Source organism: Sediminispirochaeta bajacaliforniensis DSM 16054, from assembly GCF_000378205.1.
GTDB lineage: Bacteria > Spirochaetota > Spirochaetia > DSM-16054 > Sediminispirochaetaceae > Sediminispirochaeta > Sediminispirochaeta bajacaliforniensis.
In genome coordinates, this window is sequence record NZ_KB899468.1 from 1 (window position 1) to 2,370 (window position 2,370).

Sequence of the window (2,370 nt, forward strand, 5' to 3'; positions counted from 1 at the left end):
CCATGAACGGCATAGGAACCCCCTTTCAAGATCTCTATGCCATAATTGTAAACCGCTACTTTAGATAACTGTAAATAATGCTGCCGGGTCATACCAAACAATATACTAATAACAATACATACAGAATTAGATTCTGTGTATTTTATCTAATGATCGAGTCTGGAAAATTAATTATATCAAATTTTCCGACCCCTTCAATATTTAGTGTTTCTTCATTCAACGTTTTGGGGGCAAGAGAGTGTATTTCGAACTTCGTCGTAAAAATCCAAAGCATTTTAGATTCAATTGAATAAGATCCAATATAAGATATTTTCCCAGGCTCAATATCAATCAATCTTTTTGTTATCTTTTTGGGAAAATTTGATCCACCACTTTTCACAATTATATATTGCGTTTCATAACTTCCCGGAGGAAGTTCGAAGAGAAACATATCGTTTTTAATTTGTTTTTTTGGTAAATCTTTATCTGCGATTTTGACTGGCCCAATATAAAGTCCAATATTATTTGACAGTGATGGATTTAATAAAACAGTGTAGTTGCTGCCATTTTCATTTGTAAGTAATAGTTCTATTTGATTATTTGCGACCACTTCCGTTCGGACAGCCAGAATACCATTTGAACTTAGATCAGTTTTACTTTGATTTTTCTCCAAGTTTATCAATAAGGCACTTTTGTTTAATGTCGAGCAAGATGCTAATCCAATTAAGATAAGTAAACCAATGCTATATCGACTTTTCATTTTCCCTCCAAAAATAATCATTTATTTGTATTTTTTATCATTGCATTTGGATTTAAGCAAGTTATTAATAAATTTTATGGACAATACCGATAAAATACATTTTATCTACATAACATTCAATTGAGCTGCGTGGCGTTCACTGGCATGTGTTTGTGCTCTTTCCTTCATGCATTATATCATATCTTTTTCAGATTAGAGCTTTCGCTTCTCAATTCTGCTCTTCTTTACCCAATCCCAAGCACAAACCATGACAGTAGCCACGTCTGCTCCAATTGCTGGTTATGTTCTCCTAACTATCTTTTTCCTTTATTTCTCAAAGTTTTCTAATATCTTCAATTTCTTAACTGAATCTATAACATATTTTTCTTTCGCATCAAATTCATCAAATAAGATCTTCTGTTTCCCTTTGATTTCTGAATTGTATTTCGATTCTATTAATATCTTGTCATCTGTTATGAAATCTATTTCATATCCATTTTCATATACATAGAATAATTCTTTATTATTCCTCATTTTCAAATAGATATAATTCTCAAAATAGCTTCCTAAATCTCTGTCACCTATGAATAAATGTTTTATTCCAAGATCACAAGCGTACAATTTCTTTGCGGATAACAATCTTTCATTAGTTTTACCATAACGTGGTAATAGATGAACTAAAAAAGTATCTTCAAAATATCCCAAATATCTTCTTGCTGTATCGACAGACAGTTTTAAGATGTTTGCTATTTTGTTTATGCTAAGTTGTTTTCCGCTTCTTTCCATTAATAACGTATAATATTCTCTTACTATTTGATGATTTCTCAGTCCATTAAACGCAGTTATGTCTTTTTGGATAATATCATCTATTAAACTCATTAAATATTCTCGGCTTGGTTCCAATACATTTTCAGGCATTCCACCCTCTTTCATGTAATCCCTAAAATATGAGTCTAATAGATACGTTTCACTTCCTTTTATCTCAATTCCTTTAAATTTCAAATACTCATTAAAATCCAAAGGCTTTACTTCATATGTTAACGCTCTTCCAGTTAAGAATGCTTTTTTATCTCTTAGCAATGAACTTGATGAAGATGTAACAAATAGTTTTACATTCTGATTATCATAAATATTCTTCAGCTGCTGATGATAATCATCTTTATAGGTTATTTCATCAAAAAATACATAGATTTTCTCATCGAATGATAATTTATGGATTTTTCTATATTCTATCAAAATCTCTGATAATAACATTTTGCTTAACGAATAATCATCTAAGCTAACATAGAATATGTGATTTCTATCAATACCACTTTTAGTCATATAATCAATCAGGATTTTCATTAACGTTGTTTTTCCGACACGTCTCAATCCTGTTAAAAATATTATTGGCTTTGAATCTATTTGTTTTTTCAGCTTCTCAAAGTAGCTTGTTCTATTGATAAAACCTTCGGTACTGAAAGTGCCAACCCACCATGGGTTATATTGAAATAATAGTTCTTGAATATCCATGGTCTTATGGTAACACTTAATATTCTATTATACAAGAATTTTATACGTTACTATCGTATATTTATCGTATTTGTGTACAGTTCAGCACCTTATTAACAATTATCTAAGATCCCCATTTACAGTTTCGGTACATACTGAAA

Annotated in this window: 2 protein-coding genes; both read right to left on the reverse strand. The window is 30.5% G+C overall.

The window, feature by feature from the left end; genetic code table 11:
- Nucleotides 1-142: 142 nt before the first annotated feature.
- Nucleotides 143-739 (reverse strand): hypothetical protein, encoded by a 597-nt coding sequence (locus F459_RS0121865; protein ID WP_020614768.1) that lies wholly within the window; start codon nucleotides 737-739, stop codon nucleotides 143-145.
- Between the two features lie 306 nt (nucleotides 740-1,045).
- Complete coding sequence (locus tag F459_RS0121870) at nucleotides 1,046-2,230, reverse strand: ATP-binding protein (RefSeq protein WP_020614769.1); 1,185 nt, start codon at nucleotides 2,228-2,230, stop codon at nucleotides 1,046-1,048.
- Nucleotides 2,231-2,370: the final 140 nt, after the last annotated feature.